Annotated in this window: 18 protein-coding genes and 2 pseudogenes; 7 read left to right on the top strand and 13 right to left on the bottom strand. The window is 51.6% G+C overall.

The window, feature by feature from the left end; all coding sequences use genetic code 11:
* Positions 1–40 precede the first annotated feature (40 nt).
* Complete coding sequence (locus O3276_RS24295) at positions 41–1,987, top strand: hypothetical protein (protein ID WP_269673613.1); 1,947 nt, start codon at positions 41–43, stop codon at positions 1,985–1,987.
* A gap of 72 nt (positions 1,988–2,059) precedes the next feature.
* On the opposite strand, the pseudogene plsX reads toward O3276_RS24295, so the two are convergent.
* The 3 genes and pseudogenes from plsX to O3276_RS24280 all read right to left on the bottom strand — a co-directional run bounded on the left by plsX (position 2,060) and on the right by O3276_RS24280 (position 3,889).
* A pseudogene (gene plsX, locus O3276_RS24290) lies at positions 2,060–3,045 on the bottom strand (phosphate acyltransferase PlsX).
* A gap of 56 nt (positions 3,046–3,101) precedes the next feature.
* On the bottom strand, positions 3,102–3,284 hold the full coding sequence (gene rpmF, locus O3276_RS24285; protein ID WP_209276529.1) for a 50S ribosomal protein L32: 183 nt from the start codon (positions 3,282–3,284) through the stop codon (positions 3,102–3,104).
* A gap of 71 nt (positions 3,285–3,355) precedes the next feature.
* A complete protein-coding gene (locus O3276_RS24280) occupies positions 3,356–3,889 on the bottom strand; it encodes a YceD family protein (protein WP_269673612.1) in 534 nt (177 codons plus the stop codon).
* A gap of 219 nt (positions 3,890–4,108) precedes the next feature.
* Here O3276_RS24280 and O3276_RS24275 point away from each other — a divergent pair, with 219 nt between their 5' ends.
* Positions 4,109–4,690: a Maf family protein gene (locus O3276_RS24275; RefSeq protein WP_269673611.1), complete on the top strand. Its 582-nt coding sequence runs from the start codon at positions 4,109–4,111 to the stop codon at positions 4,688–4,690.
* Positions 4,691–4,727: 37 nt separating this feature from the next.
* Here the strand turns inward: O3276_RS24275 and O3276_RS24270 are convergent, their stop codons facing one another.
* Together O3276_RS24270 and rluC are read right to left on the bottom strand one after the other, a co-directional pair.
* Complete coding sequence (locus tag O3276_RS24270; protein ID WP_269673610.1) at positions 4,728–5,714, bottom strand: S49 family peptidase; 987 nt, start codon at positions 5,712–5,714, stop codon at positions 4,728–4,730.
* A 42-nt stretch (positions 5,715–5,756) separates the two neighbouring features.
* Positions 5,757–6,716, bottom strand: coding sequence for a 23S rRNA pseudouridine(955/2504/2580) synthase RluC (gene rluC, locus O3276_RS24265; RefSeq protein ID WP_269673609.1), 960 nt, complete (start codon positions 6,714–6,716; stop codon positions 5,757–5,759).
* 919 nt (positions 6,717–7,635) lie between these two features.
* Here rluC and rne point away from each other — a divergent pair.
* Both rne and O3276_RS24255 read left to right on the top strand, forming a co-directional pair.
* Positions 7,636–9,102 (top strand): annotated as a pseudogene (gene rne / locus O3276_RS26000) (ribonuclease E); the annotation flags it as partial.
* Between the two features lie 1,862 nt (positions 9,103–10,964).
* A complete protein-coding gene (locus O3276_RS24255) occupies positions 10,965–11,447 on the top strand; it encodes a hypothetical protein (RefSeq protein ID WP_269673608.1) in 483 nt (160 codons plus the stop codon).
* 252 nt (positions 11,448–11,699) lie between these two features.
* Here O3276_RS24255 and murB read toward each other — a convergent pair whose 3' ends face one another.
* The 8 genes from murB to O3276_RS24215 all read right to left on the bottom strand — a co-directional run bounded on the left by murB (position 11,700) and on the right by O3276_RS24215 (position 18,975).
* The gene (gene murB / locus O3276_RS24250; protein ID WP_269673607.1) at positions 11,700–12,752 is read right to left on the bottom strand and encodes a UDP-N-acetylmuramate dehydrogenase; all 1,053 of its coding nucleotides are present in this window, start codon (positions 12,750–12,752) and stop codon (positions 11,700–11,702) included.
* Between the two features lie 41 nt (positions 12,753–12,793).
* The gene (locus tag O3276_RS24245; RefSeq protein ID WP_269673606.1) at positions 12,794–13,264 is read right to left on the bottom strand and encodes a low molecular weight protein-tyrosine-phosphatase; all 471 of its coding nucleotides are present in this window, start codon (positions 13,262–13,264) and stop codon (positions 12,794–12,796) included.
* Between the two features lie 5 nt (positions 13,265–13,269).
* Positions 13,270–14,196: a 3-deoxy-manno-octulosonate cytidylyltransferase gene (kdsB, locus tag O3276_RS24240; protein ID WP_269673605.1), complete on the bottom strand. Its 927-nt coding sequence runs from the start codon at positions 14,194–14,196 to the stop codon at positions 13,270–13,272.
* Positions 14,196–14,387 (bottom strand): Trm112 family protein, encoded by a 192-nt coding sequence (locus O3276_RS24235; RefSeq protein ID WP_066015636.1) that lies wholly within the window; start codon positions 14,385–14,387, stop codon positions 14,196–14,198. The genes kdsB and O3276_RS24235 overlap by 1 nt, the downstream gene beginning before the upstream one ends.
* A 16-nt stretch (positions 14,388–14,403) precedes the next feature.
* A complete protein-coding gene (lpxK, locus tag O3276_RS24230; protein WP_269673604.1) occupies positions 14,404–15,462 on the bottom strand; it encodes a tetraacyldisaccharide 4'-kinase in 1,059 nt (352 codons plus the stop codon).
* Positions 15,459–15,887 carry an ExbD/TolR family protein gene (locus O3276_RS24225; RefSeq protein ID WP_163372422.1) on the bottom strand — a complete coding sequence of 143 codons (429 nt, stop codon included), beginning with the start codon at positions 15,885–15,887 and terminating at the stop codon, positions 15,459–15,461. The genes lpxK and O3276_RS24225 overlap by 4 nt, the downstream gene beginning before the upstream one ends.
* Positions 15,884–16,546, bottom strand: a complete 663-nt coding sequence (locus O3276_RS24220; RefSeq protein ID WP_269673603.1) for a flagellar polar localization protein PocA — start codon at positions 16,544–16,546, stop codon at positions 15,884–15,886. The genes O3276_RS24225 and O3276_RS24220 overlap by 4 nt, the downstream gene beginning before the upstream one ends.
* 134 nt (positions 16,547–16,680) lie before the next feature.
* Positions 16,681–18,975 (bottom strand): DNA internalization-related competence protein ComEC/Rec2, encoded by a 2,295-nt coding sequence (locus tag O3276_RS24215; protein ID WP_269673602.1) that lies wholly within the window; start codon positions 18,973–18,975, stop codon positions 16,681–16,683.
* Between the two features lie 318 nt (positions 18,976–19,293).
* On the opposite strand from O3276_RS24215, the gene O3276_RS24210 reads away from it, so the two are divergent.
* The 3 genes from O3276_RS24210 (at position 19,294) to O3276_RS24200 (ending at position 22,121) form a co-directional block, all read left to right on the top strand.
* Positions 19,294–19,827 (top strand): DUF2062 domain-containing protein, encoded by a 534-nt coding sequence (locus tag O3276_RS24210; protein WP_209200847.1) that lies wholly within the window; start codon positions 19,294–19,296, stop codon positions 19,825–19,827.
* A 34-nt stretch (positions 19,828–19,861) separates the two neighbouring features.
* On the top strand, positions 19,862–20,167 hold the full coding sequence (locus tag O3276_RS24205) for a hypothetical protein (protein WP_101745623.1): 306 nt from the start codon (positions 19,862–19,864) through the stop codon (positions 20,165–20,167).
* A gap of 346 nt (positions 20,168–20,513) precedes the next feature.
* Positions 20,514–22,121: a cytochrome P450 family protein gene (locus O3276_RS24200; protein ID WP_269673601.1), complete on the top strand. Its 1,608-nt coding sequence runs from the start codon at positions 20,514–20,516 to the stop codon at positions 22,119–22,121.
* The last annotated feature ends 5 nt before the right edge of the window (positions 22,122–22,126 follow it).

Below are 22,126 nucleotides of genomic sequence, written 5' to 3'. Positions count from 1 at the left end.
ACAGTCCTCCCCCTACAACCAAGAACTACTGTGGTCGGTTATGAAACAAGAGAAAGAACTGTTTATTAACGATGTTCAGGCTCTGCATAAGCGGGATAAAGGTCACTTTAAGGATGAAGTTTCGCCGAGTGAGGCAGGGCCTAATGTGCTGTATAATCCCCGCACCTTTCTTGACGTTGTCAAATGTCCGGATAACTATCGCATAGTGCTGGACAATGATAACGCTTCACCAAACCTGGGGACGTCTGAGCCAACCACTGAACCCCCTTTACACCACAGAAGAAAACGCAGAGATATTGACCAGCCCATACCACACTTAACCTCGTCGGCCACCCGGCAAACAGGCATGCTGGATAACATCAAAGAGGGACTTGGCAGGCTGCTTGGTTATATCGGGCCCATGTCGTCAGCACCAGTGGCGACCTCTTCCACACAGACAAGGATCACTGAACAGGCGACGTTCCATAATGGCAATAGCCGCTCCAATCAGGCACCCGGAGTAGCCAACAATCCCCAGTACAACGCCAACGCCAGCCTGACCCTGGCAACCCTGCTCGCCGCCAAACTCAATGGACGGAAATTACCGTCTGGCAAGGACACAGAACCCACTTCTGAGCGACAGGAGCTGCTGAGCCAGGCACCGGGCATGCAATTATTATCCGACAGCCTGGCAATAGCTCCGCAGCTGCACAGTGAAGTGGCTGCTTTTATCCATCACCTGAACAGCAATAGCGACCCGGTTGCCAGCCAGTGGAACCGGGATGATCTGGTCAATATGGCCATCCTTCTGGCCACACCGACAACACCAGCAAAAATACCGGCCAGGGTGACAGAGAACTTTTTACAGCAAGCGCTCACCTCATCGGCCATTGGTATACGCCATGAGCACCCGGATAATATCTTCAGTGCCGAGGGTATGGTCCGGGGGACAGGAACCAATAAGGGGCAGTCACAGTCGGTTTTCCATAACCAGGCAACGGGTGAAACAACCGCCAGGGGGCCCGCCATGGGGCTGGCACAAGCGATGTTGCAAGCGATGGCCAGCAATCGCCTGGCCGGTTATTCGGCGGACAACCAGTTACCTGACTCCCTGAGTCGACAGATCATCCAGCAAGCGGTTCAGTTGCAACAGCGACAGAACCAAAATAGTGCCATCCAACCCTGGAAGCTGACCGACCATAAAAATGACGTCACTGATATAAAGGGCATGATTGAGCAGCGATTAATTCCTGAGTCTGCCCGGCAACCGGAAAAAGCACTGCATAACCCATTGATTAATGCCCTCGCCAGGGGACAGTACGAACCCGGCAGACAACTGTTTATGCAGCACTCCCTGCAACATCAGCTGGCAATGGTGCATGAGCTGGCGGGACTGCCTGATTATCTGGGGGTGGATTATTTTGCCGAACAACTGGCGCAACTGGAGTCTGATCTGCAAAAAGCAACCAGCAGCAAAACCGCAGCCAATGACGAGATAACGGACCTTCAGTCGTTTGCCCTCAGCCAGAGAGCCTGGCAACTGTTCAACAACCTGTACGATGCCAAAGTTGCCGTGCCCAAAGAAGCCATGAACCGGGTAAAAATTCAGGCCATGATCAACCGCCGAGGTCTGATAGAACCCGGAGAAACCAGGCAGCTCCAGGAACTGGTGCTGGCTTTGCTGCCCCGACAGGCCAGTGCCAGTGATCATGCCAAACTGACCATCAAGGCGGATCAGGCCATCCCGTCACCGGCCAAACTCCATAAATACCAGCACGAACGGATTGCCAGCATCATCAGTAGTTATTCAGCCCTCAAGGCATTTGTTGCCAAACAGTTCCCACGGGTATTTGACCATGCACCTATTGATCCGGAGTTGAAGAATGAGCTGATCAACCAGATAGCACGGGTTAGCCTGTACGCATTAAAAGGGAAGATCACCGACGAGAGCTGGAAGGCTGTGGTCATGGAAATGCTAAAGCAGGAGTACAAAGAGTTTATTGAATGAGATATCTGTGGGATGGGAGTTGCAATACTCCCTTGTTTGTTAATCCGTAGAGGGTATCACTGAACGATACCCTTACTCCCCTCCCAGCATTAATTCTATCTCTTCTGCCAACCGCCCGGGAACATCGCTGTCCACTTCCCTGACGGCCTCACCGATAGCCCGGAAAAAACCTTCTTCATCGGAGTGTCCGTGACTTTTGACCACAATCCCCTGCAGCCCGAGAAAACTGGCACCATTGTATACTACCGGATCAATGCTTTTATAGATTTTGCGCATGACCGGCGCAATCAGCAGAGAGAAAGCGACGCCAGGAGCGTCTGCTGAAAAGCGGCAACCAGGCTGTCACGGATTAAACCGGCAACCCCCTCTCCGGTTTTCAGGGCAATATTGCCAACAAAACCGTCGCAGACCACCACATCCGCGCCACCGGCAAACACATCATTCCCTTCGATATAACCGATGTAGTTCAAACGACCATCTTCTTTCAATAGCCGATTTGCCAGCTTTACCTGTTCATTCCCTTTGATATCCTCAGTGCCGACGTTCAGCAACCCTATCCTCGGAGCAGTGATACCCCTGACAGTAGCGGCCAGCAAAGACCCCATCACGGCAAACTGGTAAAGACTGTTGGCAGAACAGTCCACATTGGCCCCCATATCCAGCAGCAGAACACTGCCACCGGCACAGGGAATAGCTCCGGCAATGGCGGGACGGTCAATCCCCACAAAGGTTTTCAGGGCAAATCGACCCATGGCCATCAGAGCACCCGTATTCCCCGAGCTGACACAGGCAGCCGCATGGCCGTCAGCCACCTGCTCAAGGGCAACCCACATGGAGCTGTCTTCTTTGGATCTCAGTGCAAAAGAGGGTTTTTCATCCATGCCGATGGTCTTGCCAGCATGAATAACCGTAAGACGGGACTGATCGAAAGCAATAGAAGAGAGATGACCGGTAATCAGCTGCTGATCACCTACCAGGGAAAGATGAAGATCCGGATAAGCATCCAGGGCTCGGAGGGCAGCCCGGATACGAGAACGGGGACTTTCGTCCCCGCTCATAACATCAAGCGCTATTCTCCGTCCTGGAGCTGCTGACCGTCCTGGCATGGTACGGCTCACTCGCCGACTTTACCTTCAAGCACTTTGCGGCCACGGTAGAAGCCGTCAGCAGTCATGTGGTGACGACGATGAGTTTCGCCGGAAGTCGCATCAACAGACAGCTGAGAAGCAGTCAGACTGTCGTGGGAACGGCGCATGTCACGCTTGGAACGGGTTTTACGGTTTTGCTGAACAGCCATGTGTCAACTCTCCTAAATTCTTTGCCTGGAACTCTATTTGGGTTCGGTAGTACTTTTATCCTGATCAGCTTTCAGACTAGCCAGAACACTGAACGGGTTACGACGCTTTTCTCTTCCGCTGCCCGGGCAGCGGAAGCCTCAGCCTCTTCATCAGATTCAGTAGTAAAGTTCTGCTGAACCTGGCAGGCTTCAGGCGGATGATAAGCCACGATAGGAAGGCTCAACAGAAGCTCTTCCTCCAACAGGGGCACTAACTCCATCGGCTCCTCCTGGAGCATCAGGGGTTCATAACCCTCTGGCAGGGACCGGGCCTGCTCATCGGTCAATACACCCATCAGGTTGAGGTCTGAACGCACGGGAAGTTCTGCTACATCAAGGCAGCGCTGACAAATCATGTTAAGATTCGCCTCAACATGCCCCTCAAGAACCACTCGGTGATCTTCGCTCATATAGAAATGAAGAAAGACCTTCACCTCGCCCTGATCGTCAGCGAGACTGGCCACCAGTCGATCAAACTGTTTAAGCGCCAGCGAACCTTCAAACTGTAACCCCTGACGCGCGAGTTTCCGCGGATCAACGGTTTTTGGTAATTGGCCTGATAACATAAGCGCGCAATCATAGGGCGATGCCCCTTTGCTGTCAAACATCCTTTTCAGGTGAGGTTTATCAGAATTTCAACTATTTCATGAATAACATGCCTGAAGACTGTATTTTTCACAACCTGCTGCCGGATGGCGCAGGCGGGTTTTACAAAAATTCGTAACCATGCATACTGTGCTCGACTATCCGCACCCTTTGCCCGCATCACCTGCACAACATAAAAGATGAATATATTGTTAGCCTCAGGCTCACCCTATCGAAAAAGCCTGCTTGAACGACTCAACCTGACCTTCAGCCAGGCCTCACCGGACATTGACGAAACTCCTGAACCCGGAGAGAGCGCCAGGGAGCTGGCTATCAGGCTTTCCCTGGAAAAGGCCCTGATACTGGCCGATCAGTATCCGGACACCCTGATTATTGCCTCCGACCAAACCGCCGCACTGGACAATCGAATTCTAGGCAAACCCGGAACCCGGGAACAAGCCATTCAACAGCTGTCCAGCTGCAGCGGCAGACAGGTGGTTTTCCACACCGGACTTTGTCTACTGAACACCGCGACAGCAGAGCATCAGCTGACCTGTGTGGATTACACCGTCTGGTTCCGAACACTGTCCAGCACACAGATTGCCTCCTATATAGATGCAGAGAGTCCGCTGGACTGCGCTGGCAGCTTCAAATGTGAAGGACTGGGCATAACCCTGTTCAAGAAAATGGCTGGCGATGACCCTGACAGTCTGGTTGGACTGCCACTGATCACCCTGACCACCATGCTGATGAATGAAGGGATTTACCCTTTGGGAAGGTAAATACACCGGGTCTTGCACAGCAGACCCGGTGATCAAATTACATTAACTGAAAACCATCACCCAGGGCTTCCACCAGGGTGGCGCTGACCCCAGCCCCAAAATCCCGGGCAAATTTTTCCAATGGTGAGAGGCGGAAGGTGTAATCAACAATATCCTCTTCACCCACCACTTCACGGGCCACATAACCGGCACTGCCCAGACCATCAATCAGCCCCAGTGTTTTGGCCTGTTCACCAGACCAGACCATACCTGAAAAGATATCCGATCGATCAGCCAGTCGATCACCCCGCCCGGTTTTTACCGCAGTAATAAACTGCTGGTGAATAGTATCCAGCGACGCTTGCCATTCGACCGCAGCTTCACGGTCCACGGACTGGAATGGATCAAGGAATGCCTTATTTTCACCGGAGGTATAGGTTCTGCGGGTAACCCCCAGTTTCTCCATCGCCCCGACAAAACCAAAACCAGAGGAAATAACACCGATAGACCCTACCAGACTGGCCTTGTCAGCGTAAATTTCATCAGCAGCAGCGGCAATGTAGTAGCCGCCAGACGCACCAATATCCATAATGACCGCGTAAAGAGGCGTATCCTTATGCCGTTCGCGCAGCCTGAGAATTTCATCATAGATATAGCCAGATTGAACAGGGCTACCACCCGGGCTGTTAATTCTCAAAATCACCGCTTTAGTGCCCGAATCCTCAAAGGCTGAACGCAATCCCGACACCACGACATCTGCATTTACATCGCCACCACCAATCTGGCCATCAATCTCCACCAGCGCCGTATGCTCACCGGTGCCATCACTGATCACTACATCATTGATATTGGTCGCGTTATAAATGACAGCAACGGAGAAAAACAACCAGCCAAAGGTCAGCAGTTTAAAAAATATACCCCATCGCCGGGAACGTTGCTGCTCCAGCAGCGCGCCTTTGGCCAGGGCATCCACCAGATCCCAGGCTCGATTACTGTCCAGGCTATCCTGCGCCTCAGACGAGGACTCCCGCCACTTGTCTTGCATAATCACCCCTTAAACAGGTTCACTCAAAAACGATCATATTTATCAATTCTTCGGTCCAGCATCCAGCCCTTGCAAAGCTGATATCACCTCAACCAGGTCGTCCGGCAAAGGTGCTTCAACCTTCAAGCGCTTACCATCCAGCAGGTCAAATTCGATACTGGCGGCATGCAGGAACAGCCTTTTAAGACCAAACTGCTTCTGGGACTGATTATCTGAATCCATACCGTATTTTTCATCCCCGGCAATGGGATGCCCCGCGTGCAGACAGTGAACCCGAATCTGATGGGTCCGCCCAGTGATGGGATAAGCCTCAACCAGGGTCATATTTGGAAAACGGTTCAGCACCCGAAACGCCGTTCGGGATTTTTTGCCATCCACATGCACCCGGACCATCCGCTCTCCTGAGCTCAGCACGTTCTTCAGCAGCGGCGCATTGACCAGCTGCTTTCTCGCTGGCCACTTGCCCACCACCAGCGCATGATACAGCTTTTCAACTTTTTCTTTCTGCTGCAACTGGTTATGCAGATGACGCAGCATACTGCGGCGCTTGGCAATCACCAGACAACCCGAGGTATCCCGGTCCAGGCGATGCACCAGTTCCAGCGTGCGGTTATCCGGCCGTAGCTGGCGAAGTGCTTCAATCACGCCATAAGACAGACCACTCCCGCCATGCACAGCAAGCCCGGACGGTTTGTTGATGATCAGCAGCAGATCATCTTCATAAAGAACCGCTTTTTCCAATTGAGCGATCACACTGTCAGCGGGCCTTACCGGAGCCACCCTTTCGGCCAGCCTGACCGGAGGAATACGAACAACATCGTTCAATTCAAGGCGATAATCTGCGCTTACCCGCTTTTTATTGACCCGTACCTCACCCTTGCGAACGATACGATACACCCTGGTCTTGGGCACACCTTTAAGAACCCGCAACAGAAAATTATCAACACGCTGACCCGCCGCATCTTCATCAATGGTCATAAAGTTAACATTTGCTTGTTTCAATCGTCTAACCACATATCTGTTTATGCCAAGTTGCCGCCCCGCAAGCTCTACCTTAACCGGTTGAGATAAAAAGACTTTCAGGGATTACCGCGATTTTCTTTCAGGCAATGTTATCAGCTTTGTGTCATTTGAAGCACTTACAGATTACTGATATAGTTGTGGCACTGCCTTGTAACTATCCGAAGAGGCAGTTCGATTTACGAAGTCTGAGCATGACCCGAAAGGGATAGCATCACTTAAATTCCGCTAACCGGGCCGAAAATAAACTGGAGCTACATTTACCCGATGAACAAGTCCGGGCCAGGTAACTCCGGGAATAGCCGCTCAGGCAGACATCATGGCAGATGAACCAGTTGCATCCCTCCCTGAGGGCATGAGTTCCTGCCATGGTGCTGAACGATTAAAGACCACGGCCACAGCCGTGATAGATAAACAGTGCCACCCAAGAACAGAGGTTGCGCTCCCGATACCAGGGATGAAGAACAGCGGACGGGTCATATGCTAGTGACAGGCTCAGTGATACCTGTAAACGTATCCACCACCAGCCAGAAGCGCCCGATCAACGCATCTCCCCACTATGCATCCGGTCAACATACGGATGCAGATTGCTATATCGTTACAGCCTTACCCTTGAATAAGCCCGGCTGTAAGTCTGATAGTTGGTTACCACCGACCACACCGCTCTCCTGCGGTTGTTGGCCTGTGTACACTCGGGTAGCACCGGAGAGTTTGTACAGAAGCTGAAGGAAACCAGTTGCACTGCCAGCCACCGCGAATACGTCAGGTGGCAGGCCGGGCGCTTCCGGAAAGACGATGGATTGCCCGTCAACCCAATGAATGCGCTGGATTTACCGAATGTCACGAACAACTTTTCGCCACCAACATCTGCTTAGGGTAGCCATTAGCAATTTGGTACTCTATGAAGAGAATGTTGATCAATGCAACCCAGCAAGAAGAGCTGAGGGTTGCACTCGTCGATGGGCAGCGCCTGTTCGATCTGGATATCGAATCCGGAGCCCGTGAACAGAAGAAAGCCAACATCTACAAAGCAAAAATCACCCGTGTCGAGCCCAGCCTGGAAGCCGCGTTTGTGGACTTTGGTGCAGAGCGACACGGCTTCCTGCCGTTAAAGAGATCTCCCGGGAATACTTCGTCGGCCATACTGGTGGTCGTCCCAACATCAAGGATGTCATCAAGGAAGGCACCGAGGTTATCGTTCAGGTCGATAAGGAAGAGCGTGGCAACAAAGGTGCCGCCCTGACCACACTGGTCAGCCTGGCTGGCCGCTACCTGGTGCTGATGCCCAATAACCCACGGGCCGGTGGCATCTCACGCCGTATTGAAGGCGATGAGCGCGCTGAACTGCGTGAGGCCATGAGCAAGCTGGACATCCCTGCCGAAATGGGCGTCATCGTTCGCACAGCCGGCCTTGGCCGTTCCACAGAAGACCTTCAGTGGGATCTGGACTATCTCCTGCAACTCTGGAACTCCATCAAGGATGCTGCCGATAAAAATCCCGCACCATTTTTGATCTACCAGGAAAGCAATGTCATTATCCGCGCTATCCGCGACTATCTGCGCCAGGATGTTGGTGAAGTACTGATCGACAAAACCCAGGTTTATCAAGAAGCCCTGGATTTTGTTAAACAGGTCATGCCCCAGTACCAGAACAAGATCAAGCTGTACAAAGACAGCGTCCCCCTGTTCAACCGCTTCCAGATTGAAAGCCAGATCGAGACCGCCTTTCAGCGTGAAGTCAAACTGCCATCCGGCGGCTCCATTGTTATTGACCCAACAGAAGCCCTGGTATCCATTGATATCAACTCCGCCCGTGCAACCCGTGGTGGCGATATCGAAGAAACCGCTTACAACACCAACCTCGAAGCGGCGGATGAGATTGCCCGCCAGCTGCGCCTGCGGGATATTGGTGGCCTGATTGTTATCGACTTCATCGATATGGGCAGCAACCGGAATCAGCGGGAAGTAGAGAACCGCATTCGTCAGGCGCTGTCGGTTGATCGTGCCCGCGTTCAAACCAGCCGTATCTCCCGCTTTGGCCTGCTGGAAATGTCCCGTCAGCGTCTGCGCCCATCACTGGGTGAAACCAGTGGCGTGGTCTGCCCTCGCTGCTCAGGCCAAGGCACGATTCGGGATATTGAGTCTCTGGCCCTGTCTATTCTGCGCCTGATGGAAGAAGAGGCCATGAAGGACAAGACGTGCGAAATTCGCGCACAGGTTCCTGTGCCGGTGGCGGCATTTCTGCTGAATGAAAAGCGCAAAATGATCGCCAAGATCGAGAAGCGCCATGATGCCCGCATCATTGTTATTCCAAATGCCAATCTGGAAACCCCTCATTATGATGTCCAGCGCCTCCGTGACGACAATCTTCAGGATCGTGAGAGCAGCTACGAAATCATCCTGGAGGGCGAAGACGCCAGCCCGGAAGAGCTGACCACAGCCACCAGGCCTCAGCCCAGACAACAGGCCGCCGTGCGCAATGTTGCCCCGGCACAGCCTGCACCGGCCATTAAAGCGCCTGAAGCAAAACCCGGGTTTATTGGCAGCCTGCTGAAGTCCATCAGCAGCCTCTTCAACCCGGAAAATGATGACGAAAAATCCGCTGGCCAGGACAAACCCACCCAGCAACGTCAACCGGCACGTCGTGACAGTCCAGCTGGCCAAAACAGGAAAAAGACCCGAACTGACTCCCAGCGCCGCGACAGGCAGGACAGCAACCGTCCTCAGAAAGAGCGCAAAAAGAGTCAGCAGGAACGTTCAGACAACCGCTCCGGCAGCCAGGAAAACCGCTTTGAAAGGCAGGAAAGACGCCAGCGTGACAAGCCGGAAGTAGCGGAACAACGGGAACCCAGACAGGAACGCCGCCAGGACCAGGAACCAGAACAAGGCTCCGGTGATCGTCGACGCCGCCCGAACTCTGCGCCCCGTCGTCGCAACAACCGACAGTCTCAGCGTCAGCAACAGAATGAACCGCAATTACAGCCACTGCTGCCTGAAAGCGCTAAAGGGGCAGTAAATGCGCCTGCTGTTCATGAAACTGCCGCACAGGAAAGCATTCCACAGGAAAAGCGTGCTGACAAAAAAGAGTCATTTGCCAGCATCGAGAAGCCTGAGCTGGAAAGCAGCAAAGCTGCCCCGGAAGCTCCCGCAGCTCCGGCCATGCCAATGGACAAGGCAGAGGAAACCAGCAAGGCTCCTGTCGAAGAGCAAGCCGTTGCCAACACCCCTGAAGCACCGGAAGAAGTGAGACCTCGTCGCTCCAGAAGAGTGAAGAATGACCCTCGCCGTCTCAGGGAAACTCAGCAGTCTGCGCCTCAGGAAGTCAGCGAACCTGAAATCCCTGCTGAGAGCAACTCACCAGCCTATCAACAGCCTTCTGTCGATAAAGAGCCAACAGTTGAGCTTGCAACAGCTGGAGATTCTGAAGCGCAACCGGAAAAATCAGAACAAGCCCCCGTTGAGACCAGCACTCAAGAACGCCAGGCCGACCTGCCCGTTGCCGCCGCAGAAGCAACAGCCGTTGAGCGGGAGAAGGTAACCCCACGCCCTCAGATGACAGAAATGGCAAAAGCCGTTGCCGCTTCCCATAATCTCGACAAGCCAGCGTTTGCAACCATGCCACCCGCTTTCGAGAAACCAGCCGTAGCGGAAGCACAGACTGTCGAGCCCAAGCCGACCATGACCGCCAATGAAGCTGAAGAGATGCTGAAGCAGGCATTAAATCAGTCTGATGAAGACAAGGCCGTTGTTCATGAAAACCAACAGGAGACGCCTGCTGAGGCTGCCCCGGCACCACAACCTTCAGCGACTGAGAGCAAAGTTGTAGAAGCACCACAAGCAACTTCTGATGATGAAACCGTTGAAAGGCCGCGTCGTCGTCGCAGCCGTGCTCACAACGACCCCCGGGCAAAGCGCCAGACTCAGCAGATCGAACTGCCTGTTGAGCCAGAAAGCGAAACTCAGGAAGCTCCGCAGGTGCGCACTGAAGAAAGCAACCTGTAATAAGGGTTGATACAGAACTGAACGGGGTGGTTTCCACCCCGTTTTTTTGCCTTGAAAAACCACCAGAAGGCTCTCCAGTCATAGCGATGGACAATAAATCTCCTCCGAACTCGCACCCACGCAAATTAAAAGAGCCACAACTCGCCACTGATGGAACTTTTATCAATTTCAGAAATCAAAACAAGGAGTAAAACATGTAACTAAAACAACCAAAACAGAGGGAAATTTATGAAAAACAACCTATTCAAGCAGTGGGTAATGGCCAGTTTACTGTGCATTCTATCCTGCTCTGCATTTTCAGACGTTGAATATTCAGGCATCGCTTTCAGCAACGTAGATATCCACGGGCAAGGCACTGAAGCCGACGTTAAACCCGGTGAAACTGTCGGCATCCATGCCCATTACAAATGGCTCTGGCCCCGGGAAGAAGCCAGCATTGTCCAGATTATTGTTGGTATTGATGGCATAGGTGCTCAAACAGCAATTGCCAATGCCATTGTCATTGATGGTCGATATCTTGATCCTCATTACAATGATATCACCGAGCAAGATGTAGACTTTTACATCGTTGCGCCCAACGAACCGGGCACTTACCAGATCCGCTTCCGCTATGCTCAGGCCTACGGTGCCGAGGAGGCCGTTGGAACATGGTGGTACGTTGATCAGGCTCCTACCGACGAAGCAACAATTGGCACTATTACTGTCCGTTAAACGATATGACACGCTAGTAGCCTGTCCGAGAATAGCGCCCGTAGCGAGGATTGCGAGAAATTGAGGATAAAAATTTCTGATTCTGAGGAGAATAGCGGGGCTATTTGACGAAGAAGCAGGAATTTTTAGACCAATTTATCGCAACCGCAGTAGGGCAGTCTATTCTCGGACAGGCTCCTAGTCAGGAGTCCCGGACAACTCATGGGACTTCTGATTGAAAACCTCCCGGAACCGGAATTTGCATCCTCAGATTCACAGGGGCGTTCTGTCATCATCCATATAAAGGCGCGGCTCTCTTTCCAGCTGAACCCCAAACTTTTCATTTACTTTCTGCTGAACCTGCCTGGAGAAAGACAGCACATCCCGACCAGTGGCCCCACCGTGATTCACCAGTACAAGTGCCTGTTTCTGGTAAGTCCCCACACAACCCTCCCGCACTCCTTTCAGCCCGGCCTGATCAATCAGCCAACCAGCGGCCAGTTTCCATTTCTGCCCAAGGGGATAAGCGACGATATTCGGATATTCCTGCTTCAGGCGATCCATCTCTGACGGTGATACCTCCGGGTTTTTGAAAAAGCTGCCAGCATTACCCACCTCAGATGGATCCGGCAACTTTTCCCGGCGAATATCACAAACAGCCCGACTGATATCCATTGCGGAAGGAGCCTGATCGCCCAGACGTCTGGCAAGCAGATCACCTAACTGGCCATAGCCCAGATTGGGTTTTAATGTTGCATCAAGATCCAGGGTCACAGCGATAATAATGTACTGATCACGCTTTTCCCTTTTAAATACCGAATCGCGATAACCAAAGCGGCAACTTTGTCGGTCAAAATACTCAACCTGCCCGGATTCCAGGTTCATCGCCTCCAGCGACACGAAAGAGTCCGTTAACTCAACACCGTAGGCACCAATATTCTGGATAGGCGCAGCGCCAACGTTACCCGGTATCAAAGAGAGGTTTTCCAGTCCATAGGCCTGATTATCCAGAGACCATAAAACAAACTCATGCCAGTTCTCTCCCGCCTCAGCCCTGACCCGAACGCAATCCTGATCACGACTCAACACGGTTTTTCCCTTGAGATTAACGTGCACAACCAGGGCATCAAGAAAATCACCCAGCACCACATTACTGCCACCGCCCAGGGGAATAACGGGCAACTGCTTTTCCCTGGCAAAAGCCAGTGCCGACTGCAATTCAGCAACCGTATTTGCCTCAGCGTAGTATCTGGCAGTAGACGGCAAACCCAGGGTATTTCTCTCAACCAGGGAATAGTTGTCGCAAATCTTAACCGGGAAGTTCATTAATAGTTGATTCAATAGAAATTGGAGACAAAACGGAGATGCTATTTATGGGTTTTCTGCAAATGATCCAGCAACGCAATCCCACCCAGCTCAACCAGATTAAGTACCCGCTCAAACCCTTCGTTACCACCGTAGTAAGGGTCCGGAACTTCAGTGACTGACAGGTCAGCAAAATCAAGAAAAAGCTTCAACTTACAGGCATGTTCCTGCGGGCAGATCTTTTGCAGGTTCTTCAGGTTCTCTCTGTCCATAGCCAGAATATAATCCTGCTCAACAAAATCAGCAGAGGTTACCTTGCGGGAGCGAATAAATGAAAGGTCATAACCGTGATCCGCCGCCTGCTGCATGGAACGGCTGTCTGGTAACCCGCCATCATGCCAGCCACTGGTGCCCGCTGAATCAACTCTGATACAGTCTGACAAGCCAGCTTCCGCCACTTGATGGGCAAACACACCATGGGCAGTGGGTGACCGACAGATATTTCCCAGGCAGACGAACAGTACTTTTGTCATTCTGTTTATGCTCTGACCGTGGTTTCATTGGGCTCAGGACTGTCCAGCTCCTGCTCTCTTTCAAGCAATGCACGAACTGCCAGCAGATCCTGCTCCGTATCGACACCATGGGGCGGCGTTGCCACCGCTTCAGCCACATGAATACGGTAGCCATGCCACATCAGTCGAAGCTGCTCAAGAGACTCCATGCTCTCAATCGGGCTGACACCCCAGTTCACATAATGATTCAGGAGTCCAACCCGATAGGCATAGATGCCAATGTGACGCTGAAAGCAGGCATCTGCCGACACTTTCTTTTCCTCCGTGGCAAAATCGTCCCGCGCCCAGGGAATGGGCGCACGACTGAAATAAAGCGCATACCCCCGGGCATCAGCAACCACCTTGACAATACCGGGATCAAAAATCTGCTCCACCCGGGTCAACGGGCTGGATAACGTAGCAGCCCCTGCCTCAGACGACAGCTGCAGATTTCTGGCCACCTGATTGATCACAGAGGGAGGGATAAGAGGTTCATCACCCTGCACATTGACAATGATTTCATCATCCTTCAGACCATAGATTCTGGCCACTTCCTGCAACCGGTCAGTGCCAGAAGGATGCCCCGGCAGCGTCATGCATACCTCTGCGCCAAAACCTTCAGCCACCTTCAGAATACGCTCATCATCCGTAGCAATGATGACCTTCCGGGCAGCACTGGCCAGTGCCCGCTCATAAACATGCTGCACCATAGGCTTGCCCGCAATATCCGCCAGTGGCTTGCCCGGCAAACGGCTGGAAGCAAATCGGGCAGGTATTACAACGGTGAAGTCAGAGCCTTCAGCCGATAAAGAGCCTTCAGCTGGGAGAGAGCCTTCAGCTGGGAGAGAGCCTTCAGCTGGGAGAGAGCCTTCAGCCGATAAAGAGCCTTCAGCCGATAAAAAGCCTTGTGCCATCAGGACGCCTCATCCAAACGTTCATCAACGGTCAATGTGCGCGCCTCACCTTCGAGCATGACAGGAATACCGTCACGAACCGGATAAGCAAGACCGCAGGGTCTGCAAACCAGTTCCTGACGCTCTTTATTTGGCCGCACCTCCCCTTTACACAGTGGACAGGCCAGAATTTCAAACAGCGTTTTATCCATCATTGTTCCTCAGCCATCAGCCAGCAAATACCGGCTTACGAGCTTCAATCATTGCTACCAGCTGCTCTATACATGAGTCCGATACACGGGTCGTCACCGGCAGATACCAGTGTCGGTGATCGGCAAAACCACTGCATTTAACGGCATCCTTGGCCGTCATAATTACCGGAAGATCGTCGTTAAAACAGATATCTTCCGGTGCAAATACGTGGTGATCAGGATAAGGATGACCAATAACATCGTATCCCAAAGCGCGCAGTGTATTAAAAAAACGCTCCGGATTACCAATTCCCGCAACACCATGAACCCTGGTTTTATCGGGAATTGGTTGCGAAATCCCCGTCATGCTGACCAGCGCCGAAGGTTCAAGGGAAAAACAGTACAGTTTCTCCCGCTCCAGCGTGGTCAGCCCAAGGGAACTTTCTACTTCCTCAGCCTTCGCTGACACAGAAGCATGGTTGGTGTTGACCAGAATCATATCCACCTGGCTCATTCTTTCCGGTGGTTCCCGAAGCGGGCCTGCGGGCAGACACAGTTGGTTGCCAAGCAACCGGTCACCATCGAGAACCAATACTTCAATATGCCGTTGCAGATTATAGTGCTGCAATCCATCATCTGCGATGATCAGATTGCAGTCTGTCTGATCACAGAGATAGCGGGCCGCCTTTACACGATCAACGTCAACAATCAAAGGGACATGCAGCTGTCGGGCGAGCATCACCGGCTCATCCCCTGCCTTTGCCGGGTCTGAATCCGGCCGGACCGACAGGGGCATACCTCTGGTTTTCGCACCAAACCCACGGCTGATAATCCCCGGCCGGTAGCCCCTTCGCTGAAACTCCCGTACGAGGGCAGCAACCAAAGGTGTTTTACCAGTCCCCCCGACCGAAATATTACCCACCACAATGACCGGCACAGGCGAAGACCACCGCGCCGTCTGCAGTAAACGTTGCTTTCTTCTCGCAGCCAGAAAGGAAAATAACCAACTAAGTGGCTTGAGACAGCGGGTCCAGCCACCGGCAGGAGCATACCAGGAGTCTGTGACCGACTGGCTGAAACGGGGCCAGAGCTTCACTGATCAGACTCGGTATCTTTTCGGGTGGTCATGCTCAGGTTGGTAAAACCCAGCTGCCCGGCAGCATCCATTGCCGTAACAACCGCCTGATAAGGCGTATTGGCGTCAGCGGTGATAATCAGGGGAATCTTGCTGTCTCCCTGGCTTACTTTACCCAGTGCCCGCTTGAGCGTATCCAGCTGACCATTGACCAGTCCCTGACCGTCAACGGCAAAATCTCCGGACTTGCTGATGATGATCTCAATCTGCTTTGGCTGCTGCTGCAACACCTCTCCGGAGGATTCCGGCAAGTCAATGGCCAGATGCGTCTCCTTGGTGAAGGTGGTTGAGACCATAAAGAAAATCAGCAGCAGGAATACCACATCAATCAGGGGCGTCAGATTGATCGACACCTCTTCCTGATTTATCTGTCGTCGGAAGTTCATCTTTTCCTGGCCTCACTGCCCAGGGATGAAGGGCCGTTAGCGGATGAAGAGCCCTTGCGATCACCCTGCAGCACTTCCACCAGCTTGATGGCATCCTGCTCCATGGCAACCACCAGTTCATCAATGCGCCGGGTAAAATAGCGGTGGAAAATCAGGGCCGGGATAGCCACGGTAAGACCGGCTGCAGTGGTAATGAGAGCCTTGGAAATCCCGCCAGCAAGTACACCGGCATTACCGGTACCTTCAACCATCAGCACAGTAAAGACATCAATCATACCGATCACGGTTCCCAGCAAACCCAACAGCGGAGTAATCGCGGCAATGGTCCCCAGGGTATTTAGATAACGTTCAAGGTCATGGATCACCTTGCCCGCCTGTTCTTCAATACTCTCCTTCATGATTTCCCGGCCACTGCGGGCATTGGTCAGACCGGCAGCCAGAATTTCTCCCAGGGGCGACCCGGCTTTCAGCTGGTCAAGCTTGCGATTGTCCAATCCATTACTTTTGATCCACCTCCATACTTGAGACAGGGTATTTTTCGGTGCAATGCGTGAGGGTCTCAACGTCCAGAGCCGCTCGAAGATGATTGCCATGGCAATGACTGAAGACAACAGGATAGGCACCATCAGCCAACCACCGGATTTCACCAGTTCGAACACAATAATCTTCCCTTATAATGACAAATTCATGATATCTGGCCCGGTTAATGTCAGGCATATCAGTTCCCGGCCAGTATGACTGTATCACAGAGATTAGCGCCATTTAAGCAGTAACTGATCGCTCTGGCAGAGCGTCAGCGCCACCAGTAACGGGTGTGTGTTTTGCGGTAGGCTGAAACAGTCATATCACCGCTACCGAGCGTAAAGGAAAGTGAGCCGTCCGCAGCGGTATTAAAAATTTTCGCCCCCGAACTTTGCGCACGGGCTAATGTTTCAGCGGCCGGATGACCGAAGCGATTGGCAAAGCCGGAGGAAAAAATAACTGCCCCGGGCTGAACCGCAGAGAGAAAGTCAGAACTACTGGAAAACCGGCTACCATGGTGAGCGGCCACCAGCACACTGGATTCAAGCTCAGTGCCCTGCTCGATTAACCGTTTCTCAACCCGTCCACTAATATCTCCGGGCAGTAAAAGACTGTCTGACTCTGCTGTCACTTTCAGGACACAGGATGCATCATTGCTGCGCCGATATTCACCACCGGCCAGCACCTGAAAATAAACCCCATCCCACTCCCAATGATCTCCGGATTGGCATTTCACCCACTCTTGCTCAAAACCGGGCAGCCTGGTACCACTGATAACCGGTACATTCGGGTATCTGGACAACAGGGATGGCAAACCACCTGAATGATCCTGATCACCATGAGAAATGATAATGCGATCAATTTGGGCCACACCGGATTTGGACAGCGCCGGAAGAATCACGCTCTCTGCCGCTGACAATTTTTCCGAGAATCGGTCACCAGTGTCGTATACCAGAAGGTGCTGACGTGTTCTGATCAATACAGACAACCCTTGCCCTACATCCAAAACAGTGACCTCAGCCTGACCTGCCGGTATCTCCGGTGTTTTCGGGAACAATGAAGGCATCAGCATCACCGGGGCAAGCCAGCGCAAACGCAGAGTTGCCGGAGCAATCAGCAGCAACATACCGGCCACAGCGAACAACAGGTTAAGCCAGGTCAGGGCCTGCTGTGGTGGAATAAGCACCATCAAACCGGACACCCAATGCAGCCCCCATTGAAACCCTGTCACCAGATAATCCAGCCCGGCCATAATGAAACCGGCAGCTTCAGGCAACACAAACTGCACAATGGCGCTGAACAGCAGCAAGGGAACGACCGCAATGCCAATTAATGGAATGGCCAGAAGATTCACCAGGGGAGACAGTGGTGATACCGGCTGACCATTAAACAGTAGCAAAGGCGTCAACAGGGCAAACACCAGCCATTGTGGCTTAAACAGGGTTACCGGCCAGCCAGTCCTCTCCTTTCGGCCAACCATACCGAACAGCAATGCGCCTGCGGCAATAAACGAGTACCAGAATCCATTGCTGGTTATGGCCAGAGGGTCAATGGCAAGCACTGCCGCCAAAGCCAACAACCAAAGTGTGGCGGGAGAGGCTCTGATACCCAGCAAGGGTGCCAGTAATGCAGCAAATGTCATCACCAGGGCCCGCTGCACCGGCACACTGAACCCGGCCAACAGGGCATAAAACAACGCAAACAGCATGCCTGTCAGCGCCTTGACCACGGGTAAGGGTACGCTCCGAAGTGGAATTCCCCCCAATCGCCCAACAATGGTGGCAAGGGAAAAGCCCAACCAGGCCATAAGACCGATATGCAGGCCGGAAATCACCATCAAATGGGTGGTTCCCGTCTCATTCAGCATCTGCCATTGCTGAGTGTTGATTGCGGTTTTATCACCCAGCAGCAGTGCCGAGAAGATCCCTCGGTTGTTATCAGATACCGAGGAGTGCAACCACTCTCTTAAAAGCGCCCTTACCTGATGAAGGCGATATATCCCGGTAACACTATTGTCGAGCAGTGATCCGGACTTCACATACCCCGTGGCCTGTATCCCCTGACGCAGCGCCCAGGCTTCATAATCGAACGCACCCGGACTTGAAAAACCATGGGGCTGTCGCAACCTGACCGTTAACTGCCAGGTCTCTCCAGCCTGAAAATCCGGCGGTTCATACCAGCTGAGCCTGACCTTTTTGGCATACAGAACAGCCCCTGCATGGCTGACTGCGAAATCAAAGCGCGCTGCCATGCCATTGATCACCGGCAGACTGGCAATCTTTCCTTCGATATTGATATCCCGCCCATGTATAGAGCCATCAAGGCGAGTGACAGCGTAATGCGATGCATACCATGAGCTGACAAGAGTACCCGCCAGCAGAGGCAGCAGCCACCAGCGGACCCGGGAAGCTCCGGCTGACGATAATCCCCACAGAAAAATAATGAACAGCGGCAGGCTGATCGACAGCAGTACTGACATGCCAAATGTCAACGAAACAAAACCACTGGCAAGTACGAAGATAAGTAATCCCCTTGCCGGTTTTATGGTCGTGTGCGTGTTATCCACGTAGTCTTGCCTACCATTTCAGTGCATAATCCAGGGCTTTACCTCATTCAAGGCACTGTTCTGCCCTGCCTTGAATGACCGCAATTGTGCTGTGGCATAATCAACCATTCTTTATTTAAAAAAGTGGCATGCTATGGCCGATGAAAATCAGCAAGCATAGATGAATTTCAGTCTGGAAAAGCCAATCCCAAATCGATTGAAGGCAACTGGCAAGACTTCCATACTGGAAAACTGGCAACCTCTGCAAACCATGAACTAAAGTCATAGCTCAGAGCATAATGAGTTGATGTCATGATAGCGGTAAGATAGTGAAAGGATATGGCGAAAAAACTGATTAAAAGGTATTTGCCGGAACCAAAAACCATCAAGGAACATCGCCACCTGCGGTTTCTGGGTTCTGCATTATATGATGCAAACCTGTGGCAACTGAATCGCCGCTCCGCTGCTGCCGCATTTTTTGTCGGCATATTTGTTGCGTTTATTCCCATGCCTTTCCAAATGATTCTGGCGGCATGTCTGGCCATTGTTTTCCGATGCAATCTGCCTCTTTCTGTGGCACTGGTCTGGATAACCAACCCATTGACCATGCCTGCCATATTCTATTTTACATACAAAATTGGCTGTTTTATCCTTCAGACACCGGTAAGTGAAGCTTCCTTTGAACTCACCGTACAAGGTCTGGGTGCCGGACTTGCCCGTGTGTGGAAGCCTCTTTATCTGGGATCGCTGGTATCAGGCGTTGTGCTCGGCTTTATCAGTTACCTGCTGATTCGGGCGGCCTGGCGCTGGAATGTTGTCATCCACTGGCGCCAGAGAAACAAACGTCGCTCCCGACCCGATCCTTTCAACTAACCGCTATTCAAAAGTCTCTAGAGATAACAGCCCCATGCAAAGAAGTTTTCAAAAACGCCAGCCAAAACTGGAAGGTCGTGGTCTGCTTGAAGCTATCAGCACCGATGGCCCTCACAGCGACTGGCTGGGGATGCCGGATTACTATATCCATACCCTGACGGTTGCTGGTGAGGATTACAAATACCTGTCGGCAGACAAGCAACTGGATGTCAACGTTGGTGATACGGTAGTCTTCAGATATCAGGAAGTCGGTAAGACTGAAAACAAGGAAAAGCGCATTGATAAGCGCTCCCTTGGTCTCTACATTGATCCAAGCCAATACCTTCAGGAAACGCCCTGAAGCCTGCCTGCCGGGCCGTCTGACCGGGTAAACCCTGCGTCCGGACGGCTGGTAACTGCCAGCAAAATCACTCTGAATTTGAATATCACCTCTGGCGCATCAAGCCCCTGGCTACCGGGCTATAAACCACTTTTGACTGGTTGACTGAAACCAATTTAAGCAACACGCGGAACTATATGACTCAAAAAGCAGACTAAGTGTTTATTGACGGTGTTTTATGAGTACCTGACAGCAGCAAATCCCTGACAATATAAAATTTCGAAATATCAATTTTAAAAAATAAAAATTCATAACATTTAAATCAATCTGTGGTTGACCAGATTTCCGATAAAAGTGACCATTAACCATGTTATTTAACAGAAAACACACAGGCAGCCATAAGCAAAAGCATACAGGCCCTCGTTATATTAAGTTGATTGCCAGGCTCGCCATTACCATTGCCGTTTTAACCACAAAAATGGCCTACTGCAACATTGAGCATCCGCAAAACAAAAGCCTGAGATACTCCGTCGCCAGGCATGCAGTCCCGATATTAACCGAGACGCTGTTTTCAATTGAGAGGCTTCATGAACAATCACCGATGCTGTCATGGGTGTTTAAAAGCAGCCTGCTACAGGCATTTCAGGCAGCATCGCGAATCAACAATCTGTATATCATCTCTTACCGGGATATCAAGGCACTTAACGATTATGCCAAAACCACTAAACACGGTTATTACGAGTTATCCTTCAAAGGCAAGAGAATTTATTTTATCGCTAATGCAGATATCGCCAATCAGATCATCGCTCTTGAAGGACAAGAGCACAACGTTCATACCCACAGAAGACTGCTGAGTGCGCAAAACTGGTTTCTGCTGGAAAACAATCCTGTAGCTGCAAGGGATATGCATCACCATAGCTATGGAAGCAAGCAGGCAGCACTCTTTCAGCAGGCGTTTGAAAGGCTGCAACAGTTGCCAGATACTTCTGTGTTATTAACAAACCAGCAAACCTCAGACTTCGTATATGGCGAGAAGGCTGCCGATCTGATCAGCAATCTGTTAACCCAGATATATTTTCAAATACTGTTTTCCAGTGTCTCTCCAGAATACCCCGTTAACAGAAACATTCAGCAGCAGGTTAATCAACATTATTACCCGATAAAGCGGCTTTACGACCAGCTTGAAGTGCATACCGGAAAATACGATTTAAAAGCCAATCACTTCATTCATGCCAACAGCTTATTTGCAAAAGATCACCCGTACACCAATATTCAAACATTAGAACAGTTTTACAAAGTGCTCTGTTATTTATATGACGAGCCCCTGATGCCGAGCATTCACTCTGGCAACCACCAGTCCACCAGAGAAACTGTGGCAACAAGAACAGTTGAGCTATTAAGAAAAAATAATGCAGCCGTGCTACCCGTATTTGCCCCCTCCCTGATTCAGGACCTTGAAGAGGTGTCACCAGAGGAAGCCATCAACATTATTTTCAATTTATTATCCTGGATTGATAATTCATTGAACATCAGCAATACAGCGACAAATTTTGTTATTCACATCGCTGAACATCATCAAAACCAGCACCTTATTGATATGCATCAGCTATTCGCTGATGAAGTCCACAACCTGCGCGCCCTGGCAACGCTGTTTCCCAGAAAAGTGAACCGCCCCTTCCGGGTAACAACCAGATCAGAAACAGAAAGCCACCAGATACATTTTCAACCGGATGATATGATACTGATAACCAACGCCATCAAAGGGCACGCCTTTGGCTATGAGCCCAGAAAATGCCCATCAAAGCCCTACAGTGTTTATATTCTTCCTGAGTTTCTCCAGTATTTTTTTGCGAATTATCACGCCCGATATGCTGCTCGCCCCAAGCTGATTCCAGACAGTACAAGCTGGTTCTGGAATAAGCTGAATGTTGCTCCACTAGTTCTGGAACCAACGTTTAATGCAACTGAACAGTAACTTTT

This window comes from Endozoicomonas sp. GU-1 (assembly GCF_027366395.1).
Classification (GTDB): Bacteria; Pseudomonadota; Gammaproteobacteria; order Pseudomonadales; family Endozoicomonadaceae; genus Endozoicomonas.
The sequence above is the reverse complement of the archived record's forward strand: the minus strand, read 5'-3'. Positions and strand labels throughout refer to the sequence as shown.

Excerpts from the sequence above, each read along its gene's own strand:
- O3276_RS24280 (WP_269673612.1), bottom strand. The coding sequence starts at position 3,889 with ATGTTATCAGGCCAATTACCAAAAACCGTTGATCCGCGGAAACTCGCG.
- O3276_RS24225 (WP_163372422.1), bottom strand. The coding sequence starts at position 15,887 with ATGAACTTCCGACGACAGATAAATCAGGAAGAGGTGTCGATCAATCTG.
- O3276_RS24270 (WP_269673610.1), bottom strand. The coding sequence starts at position 5,714 with ATGCAAGACAAGTGGCGGGAGTCCTCGTCTGAGGCGCAGGATAGCCTG.
- rpmF (WP_209276529.1), bottom strand. The coding sequence starts at position 3,284 with ATGGCTGTTCAGCAAAACCGTAAAACCCGTTCCAAGCGTGACATGCGC.
- O3276_RS24200 (WP_269673601.1), top strand. The coding sequence starts at position 20,514 with ATGTTATTTAACAGAAAACACACAGGCAGCCATAAGCAAAAGCATACA.
- O3276_RS24205 (WP_101745623.1), top strand. The coding sequence starts at position 19,862 with ATGCAAAGAAGTTTTCAAAAACGCCAGCCAAAACTGGAAGGTCGTGGT.
- O3276_RS24255 (WP_269673608.1), top strand. The coding sequence starts at position 10,965 with ATGAAAAACAACCTATTCAAGCAGTGGGTAATGGCCAGTTTACTGTGC.
- O3276_RS24245 (WP_269673606.1), bottom strand. The coding sequence starts at position 13,264 with ATGACAAAAGTACTGTTCGTCTGCCTGGGAAATATCTGTCGGTCACCC.
- O3276_RS24275 (WP_269673611.1), top strand. The coding sequence starts at position 4,109 with ATGAATATATTGTTAGCCTCAGGCTCACCCTATCGAAAAAGCCTGCTT.
- kdsB (WP_269673605.1), bottom strand. The coding sequence starts at position 14,196 with ATGGCACAAGGCTTTTTATCGGCTGAAGGCTCTTTATCGGCTGAAGGC.
- O3276_RS24295 (WP_269673613.1), top strand. The coding sequence starts at position 41 with ATGAAACAAGAGAAAGAACTGTTTATTAACGATGTTCAGGCTCTGCAT.
- O3276_RS24210 (WP_209200847.1), top strand. The coding sequence starts at position 19,294 with ATGGCGAAAAAACTGATTAAAAGGTATTTGCCGGAACCAAAAACCATC.
- O3276_RS24235 (WP_066015636.1), bottom strand. The coding sequence starts at position 14,387 with ATGGATAAAACGCTGTTTGAAATTCTGGCCTGTCCACTGTGTAAAGGG.
- murB (WP_269673607.1), bottom strand. The coding sequence starts at position 12,752 with ATGAACTTCCCGGTTAAGATTTGCGACAACTATTCCCTGGTTGAGAGA.